The sequence below is a fragment of the Xenorhabdus griffiniae genome (assembly GCF_015163655.1).
GTDB lineage: Bacteria > Pseudomonadota > Gammaproteobacteria > Enterobacterales > Enterobacteriaceae > Xenorhabdus > Xenorhabdus griffiniae.
This window is the reverse complement of the sequence record NZ_JADEUF010000160.1, coordinates 1-5,910: the sequence shown is the minus strand read 5'-3', so window position 1 is coordinate 5,910 and position 5,910 is coordinate 1. Positions and strand designations below refer to the sequence as shown.

The following is a 5,910-nucleotide window of genomic DNA, read 5'->3' as shown; positions in this document are numbered from 1 at the left end:
GCTCAATATCTTTATTTTCCATTCGTTATTTCCTGTTTTAAGATAAAAAGAATCCCTGACGTGTTGACGCCATTAAAATTAATTCGGTAATGATTGCTATTTAATTAGGCAGCGATAAACCCGTGGGTAATAATGGAACGGCTGACTTAATTTTATTGATGGCTTTAATTAACTCGCTTCGCTCTTCGATGCTGAACTGATCTAATTCCAGCCCATGGCGTTCTTTTTTAATATTGGCAAGAAAGAAAATGGCTGCCAGTACGCGAATATTATCGACATAACTCGGATTGCGTTTATTCCGCATCTCATCAATAAAACTCTTTAATTGCTCGTTACCCGCCTTAAGATGTTGCTGTCTGATTTTTGCCAGTTGATTTAAACCATTCACGCGCACATCAAACGCTATTTTGCTGGCGCGTTGTTCTGTTGACTCAAATTGGTATTCTGTGTTCATTTAAACCTCACCGAATAAGAAACAGAAAAAAATAAGCAACGGAGCATAAGACAATCGGGAAAATAAATCCGTCACCTGACTTTGTATGGAATGACTTACTACTTAACCTGTACTGGTGCTGCTGTTGCTTTAATGCGTTCATGCTCACCTCAGACAATAAATAGTTGCCGGGTTTTTCCATGCCCGGCTCATGGTGTGGTAAGATTGAATTCCCCAAAACAAACGCACCACAAGGAAACAGAAACTTATGACAAACTAAAAACAAGGATTTTAAATAATGACCACTCAACCAACCCAAAGAAACCTTCCTTTTGATATCAGCTATTCCTTCCATCTCGAAGAAATGACGAGCTTGTTTCATCTTCACTGCAATCAAATTTGTACGCTTTTCCAGTGGTTTCTTGGTGCTTTTATCTTTGCTGGCAACCTGCACTGGCTGCTTGGCCTGATGATTGTCCTCATTGCTTCCCTGCAATTCAGCGCCGGATTTAACGAAAAAGCCGGTAACGCGAAAGTTCAGGCCAGCCGATATCGTCTCTTGCTTGATGACATGCCCAACTTGTCTGAGGATGACATTATCAAGCAATTGCAAGCCATCGAGAAAAGCGATAGCCAAGTAGTGTCCTCGCTTTGCAACCCAGCCCGTAAAAGAACCAGTATCGCACTGCACGGCTACGATCTTGAATCTGCAATGCCACTGACAGGACGCGAAAAAATCAGCGCTATTATTGGTGGCGGCATCCCTAGATAACATCGCATTCCCCTCAAACAATTGACGCACTTAAACCCGTAAAGGCATCTAATGCTGTTGTATAAGCAGGGTTTGAGTGCAATCGTGATGAAATGGTCACACCCGCCAACGTTAATAACCGCACTGCGTTATTGACTGTCTTCTTAAACTCTGCAACACGCGTCTGGTTGAAATGCTCACCCGAAACAGCCTCACTTGCCAGCTTGCCCACTTCTGCTGTCGCTCCTAACAGGTAGCTTGGCATATTGGCATCACAAACTTCATTCACCGGCACAGAGGGCTGACACTGTAATTGCTCCAGTAGGCCATCCAGAATGGAGGCATCTTCGGTTACATCGGTTAACTTCATTAAGTCAACACAAGTCAGCATGTGGGGCTGCTCAGGGTTCAACTTGTTACGCAGCATTTGCGGTGTCATGCCGATGCTTTCGGCAATTTGTACTAAGCTCCCTTTATGTGCGTTGGAGAACGCACGACACGCATTATCAAAGTGGGATTGTTTGGATACTTGATAGTCAAACATTGCCATTTACCTTTCCATTCACATAAAGTGAATACCAAATCCAAATGAGAACAAATAATGAAAACCCTAACCGTTATTCCAATCCAACCAATCAATGTAAACCTTCTCACCCGGCTTCTTTTTTGGTTTGATTTTTACTTTACCAGAAGCAACATAATACTTAGCAGTTCTTAAGCTAACTTCTGCTCTTTCGCAAAATTGCGGATAAGTAACCCACCGATGCTTAGCGTTTATTGCATTAGTTGTTTGCATAGTGCTAAATTCCCCTTTCGTGTTTTGTGCTCTATATTGCACGGCTTTGTTCTACATTGCCCGTAACTGTTCGTTAATGCACTACATAGTAGTGAATTGGCGGCAATATTACTCACTACAATGTAGCGAGTCAACTAGATTATTCACTTTGGTTAAGAAGATGAAACCATTTACAAACGCAAGAGAAGCGATAGAAAGAATATGCCAAGCATATGAATTTACTTCATTTAATCAATTAGCAACTTATTTATCGACTAGTAGTGGATCGCTTGGAAACAGAATGACAAGAAACAATTTTCCCTATGATCTTGTATTACGTTGTGCATTAGAAACAGGGGCATCGATAGAGTGGTTATCTTACGGCACAGGCAGTATGAGCAGCAGTATTCAAACCAAAATTGAAGCTGATGCTGAAACAATAAAGTTAGCTACATATAAACTGGCTGATGCAAAACTTCTGCAATCTAGCGCCCTTATTTTCGATAAGGTTATGCTGCCAAAAGACTATGGAGATATCGAGGCAATCAGATATGGCAGCGATATCTATTTCATCGATAGGAAACAGAACAAAGTCAATGATGGAAATTGGTTAATCGAGTTTTCAGGAAAATACCAATTTAAAGAATTGGAATTGATACCCGGAAACAAAATCCGTATGGATGGCGGTAAGTACCCTATCGACTGCGATATAGACGATATTACGGTAATAGGTAAAGTTATTTCTATTTATACGACTCTATAATGACCATAAGAAAAATTGATTCAGGTGAATGGCTATGTGACTTACGCCCTAATGGAGTTAAAGGCAAGCGCATTCGTAAAAGGTTTGTAACTAAGGGGGAAGCCCTTGCTTACGAACGCTATATATTGGGTGAAATGGAAGATAAACCGTGGATTGGTGAAAAAGAAGATAATAGAAAATTATCTGAGTTAATTTCGCTCTGGCACTCACTCTATGGTCGAACACTAGCAGACTCCGCTAGAATGCTATCAAAATTGACTGCTATCTGTAACGGATTAGGTGATCCGATAGCAAATCAGCTTACTACTGCTGATTTTAGTAAATACAGAGAGCAACGACTAGCGGGTTTATTGCCAGATGCTAGAGGTCGAATCATGGCAGTAAAACCGATTACAGTAAACCATGAGCAACGTAATCTATCCTCAGTTTTTGGAACACTCAAAAAATTAGGTCATGTCAATTATCCTAATCCCTTATCAGGTTTACCTACATTTAAAACCCAAGAAAGTGAGTTAGCTTTTTTATACCCTAATGAGATCACTCAATTACTAGAAGCCTGTAAAGACTCCCAAAGTAAAGATCTACTGTTAATTACTAAAATATGTCTAGCTACTGGAGCACGCTGGGGAGAAGCCGAAGAATTAGAAGGTCATCAAATTACACCAAATCGAATTACGTTTACCAAAACCAAAGGTAAACGCAATAGAACCGTTCCTATCTCCGAATCACTTTATAATCTGATTCCTAAAAAACGAGGCAGGTTGTTTACTCCTTGCCGTAAATCCTTTGAACGAGCAATAAAACGAGCAAAAATAGAATTACCTGAAGGACAATGCACCCACGTTCTACGACATACATTTGCCAGTCATTTTATGATGAACGGAGGAAACATTTTGGTATTACAGCGCATACTGGGTCATGCTGATATTAAAATGACTATGGTGTATGCACATTTCGCTCCGGATCACTTAGAAGATGCAATAACTAAGAACCCTCTTACGTTGCTAAATTTAGAAAATAAATGATCCACATTTTGTCCACACAGACTGTAAACCATTGCGCGTCATTGTTCCTTATTGCACGGTAACTAATTGAAAAATTACATAATCATATGTTTTATATATACCACTAGGAAAATGTAGGAATTTCGGACGCGGGTTCAACTCCCGCCAGCTCCACCAAATAAAACAAGGGGTTACGTGAAAACGTAGCCCTTTTTGTTTGATGATGGCGGCAAAATGGCGACAGCCATTTCTAGCTAAAGTCTTACTAACCCTAAAATTATTCTTGGCTTGCCTTCTGTTTTTACCTCTAACATAATTCATCACGGTTTAGTCAAACCGTACTTCAACCATTAAGGATAATGAAAATGTTTACGACAGAACGGAATATCAAAATCGAAGTTTCTAAAGACAGTACCCTAATCGATTTAAAAGGATTGTCGGCAGAAGAAGCCATCAAAGTTATCGAAACAGCTCAGGCCATCAGAGTTGTACACGCAGAAGAAGATAATTCACCGAAGCAATAAATTTCAGTCCCTCTTCTCTCACAAGGCCGCATCAATCCTGAATTCTCTAACCCGCTACGGCTTTGCTTTGTGATCCAAAACCCCACGTAAAATAGAATTTCCCCTTTAATATCATTACGTTGATTTTTCCTCGCGATCCAGCCCGCGATCCAAAAACTGAAATTTACTGAAAATCTTTTCATTCCTTTCAGTTTGGGATTTTTCCCACGCCGCTCGTGCTGGCGCGGTATGGCGATACCGTTTGTCGGATTTTAAAACTGAAAAAACTTTTTGATCCAAAACGTGCAGGCGGGTGCGGTGTAGTCCGTTTTACGTGGGGTTTTAGTTTATTTCGTGGGGATTGTGCAGCGTGGGCACGACGCAGAGACGTTGATCCAAATTAGCCACGGTTGGACTATGTCAGTGAATGAATGCCCTAGCGGGCGTTTGGTTACGTTTTATAAGCACCTAAAAAAGACCACTCCGCGAAGAGTGGCCTTTGGTTGGAGGTGTTGAGTTCAAAAATGCAATCTATCACCGAAGCTAAGTTAAGCCGCGGTGAGTATTAATTCATAGCCTAAACTTGATAAGGCCTTTTCTACCGTGTCAATTTTTGTCGCGTGATACACATCCAGCAGTTGCTTGACGTTCTGCTTTTGAATGCCAACACGGCGCCCCAGTTCCGAACGGCTAACACCTGACCTTACCATAGCATTAAGCAACAAAATTTTAGCCGCAACACTCGCCGGAATATCAATATAGTGCTCCGTTACCGTATCGCCCGGTAACGGTATTTCCTTACTCTCATCGTCAAAATACATAGAAAAGGCAGTGAGTAGCGCATCATAGCCCATGGCTTTTGCATCGGCCAGGTCATCACCACAGGTCAACGCCTCTGGTATATCAGGGAACGAGACAAACAGGTTCGTTCCGTCTTCTTCAATATTTACTGGATATCGCATAATCATAGTAGTGAGTCGAGTTAGCCCAAGAACCAGCCCCGAAGGGCTGGTTAGTTATTTAAGTTTTAACTGCTTAAGGATTGATAGCCTTAATTTTTCGTTAATCTCTTTACTCGGATGTCTTGGCATTGCACTTCTTGCGTCTCCATTGAAGAGTATCAAGTGATTCTTTCCATTCTTGATTATGACTCCTTGAGACTCAAGCCACCGCCTGAACTCACTCTGCTTCACTCATCCTCCATTCTGCTTAACATGGTAAAATAGTAATATTTTTTTATTACCCTGTCAATGTGTTTGTAATATTTTTTTATTACCCCAGAAAAACAAAAAACCCGCCGAAGCAGGGTTAATTTGATCAACAGGCAATCAAGTGGTGAGGTTGGTTACTCTGTTTTTATTTTGATGAGAGGGTGTTTAGGAGTAAACGGATGAAAAAGTTTGACACCACAATCATCGTGTTCAAAGCGTTAATAGCGCTTTTAGAATTGATTCGTGTATTTCTAACGTAGACTTCATTACTCTACTTCTTACCACTTCAAATAGCAACTCCACACATTTGTAAGATAAACGACACTCACCCAATCACAGGCGAATACTTCTGTTTCAGTCCGTCCGATTTATAGGCCGTATTTCTTATCGCGCTGGCGTTCTCCGGGGTGCCGGTATTGTGATGGGTATGGGCGGCGGTCAGTTCGGCCAACTCCGTCACCACATCCAGT

10 protein-coding genes are annotated in these 5,910 nt (G+C 41.2%); 5 read left to right on the top strand and 5 right to left on the bottom strand.

The window, feature by feature from the left end; translation table 11 throughout:
• Positions 1-100: 100 nt before the first annotated feature.
• On the bottom strand, positions 101-454 hold the full coding sequence (locus IQ211_RS17580) for a DUF5347 family protein (protein ID WP_193836428.1): 354 nt from the start codon (positions 452-454) through the stop codon (positions 101-103).
• Between the two features lie 277 nt (positions 455-731).
• On the opposite strand from IQ211_RS17580, the gene IQ211_RS17575 reads away from it, so the two are divergent.
• Entirely contained in the window at positions 732-1,205 is a 474-nt protein-coding gene (locus IQ211_RS17575) for a hypothetical protein (RefSeq protein WP_189761195.1), read from the top strand.
• Between the two features lie 13 nt (positions 1,206-1,218).
• Here the strand turns inward: IQ211_RS17575 and IQ211_RS17570 are convergent, their stop codons facing one another.
• Positions 1,219-1,728: a phage regulatory CII family protein gene (locus IQ211_RS17570; RefSeq protein WP_189761197.1), complete on the bottom strand. Its 510-nt coding sequence runs from the start codon at positions 1,726-1,728 to the stop codon at positions 1,219-1,221.
• Positions 1,729-1,794: 66 nt separating this feature from the next.
• Positions 1,795-1,980: a hypothetical protein gene (locus IQ211_RS17565; RefSeq protein ID WP_189761194.1), complete on the bottom strand. Its 186-nt coding sequence runs from the start codon at positions 1,978-1,980 to the stop codon at positions 1,795-1,797.
• A 160-nt stretch (positions 1,981-2,140) separates the two neighbouring features.
• On the opposite strand from IQ211_RS17565, the gene IQ211_RS17560 reads away from it, so the two are divergent.
• From IQ211_RS17560 to IQ211_RS17550, 3 genes are all read left to right on the top strand, one after another.
• Positions 2,141-2,722: a phage repressor protein CI gene (locus tag IQ211_RS17560; RefSeq protein ID WP_189761193.1), complete on the top strand. Its 582-nt coding sequence runs from the start codon at positions 2,141-2,143 to the stop codon at positions 2,720-2,722.
• Positions 2,722-3,747 (top strand): site-specific integrase, encoded by a 1,026-nt coding sequence (locus tag IQ211_RS17555; protein WP_189761192.1) that lies wholly within the window; start codon positions 2,722-2,724, stop codon positions 3,745-3,747. The genes IQ211_RS17560 and IQ211_RS17555 overlap by 1 nt, the downstream gene beginning before the upstream one ends.
• A gap of 344 nt (positions 3,748-4,091) precedes the next feature.
• Positions 4,092-4,250, top strand: a complete 159-nt coding sequence (locus IQ211_RS17550) for a hypothetical protein (protein ID WP_189761191.1) — start codon at positions 4,092-4,094, stop codon at positions 4,248-4,250.
• Between the two features lie 527 nt (positions 4,251-4,777).
• Here the strand turns inward: IQ211_RS17550 and IQ211_RS17545 are convergent.
• On the bottom strand, positions 4,778-5,197 hold the full coding sequence (locus IQ211_RS17545) for a type II toxin-antitoxin system HicB family antitoxin (protein WP_311062342.1): 420 nt from the start codon (positions 5,195-5,197) through the stop codon (positions 4,778-4,780).
• Positions 5,198-5,245: 48 nt separating this feature from the next.
• Positions 5,246-5,422 carry a type II toxin-antitoxin system HicA family toxin gene (locus IQ211_RS17540; RefSeq protein ID WP_099143265.1) on the bottom strand — a complete coding sequence of 59 codons (177 nt, stop codon included), beginning with the start codon at positions 5,420-5,422 and terminating at the stop codon, positions 5,246-5,248.
• A gap of 197 nt (positions 5,423-5,619) precedes the next feature.
• Between IQ211_RS17540 and dinQ the strand changes: the two genes are divergently transcribed.
• On the top strand, positions 5,620-5,700 hold the full coding sequence (dinQ, locus tag IQ211_RS20240) for a damage-inducible type I toxin DinQ (protein ID WP_370588394.1): 81 nt from the start codon (positions 5,620-5,622) through the stop codon (positions 5,698-5,700).
• The last annotated feature ends 210 nt before the right edge of the window (positions 5,701-5,910 follow it).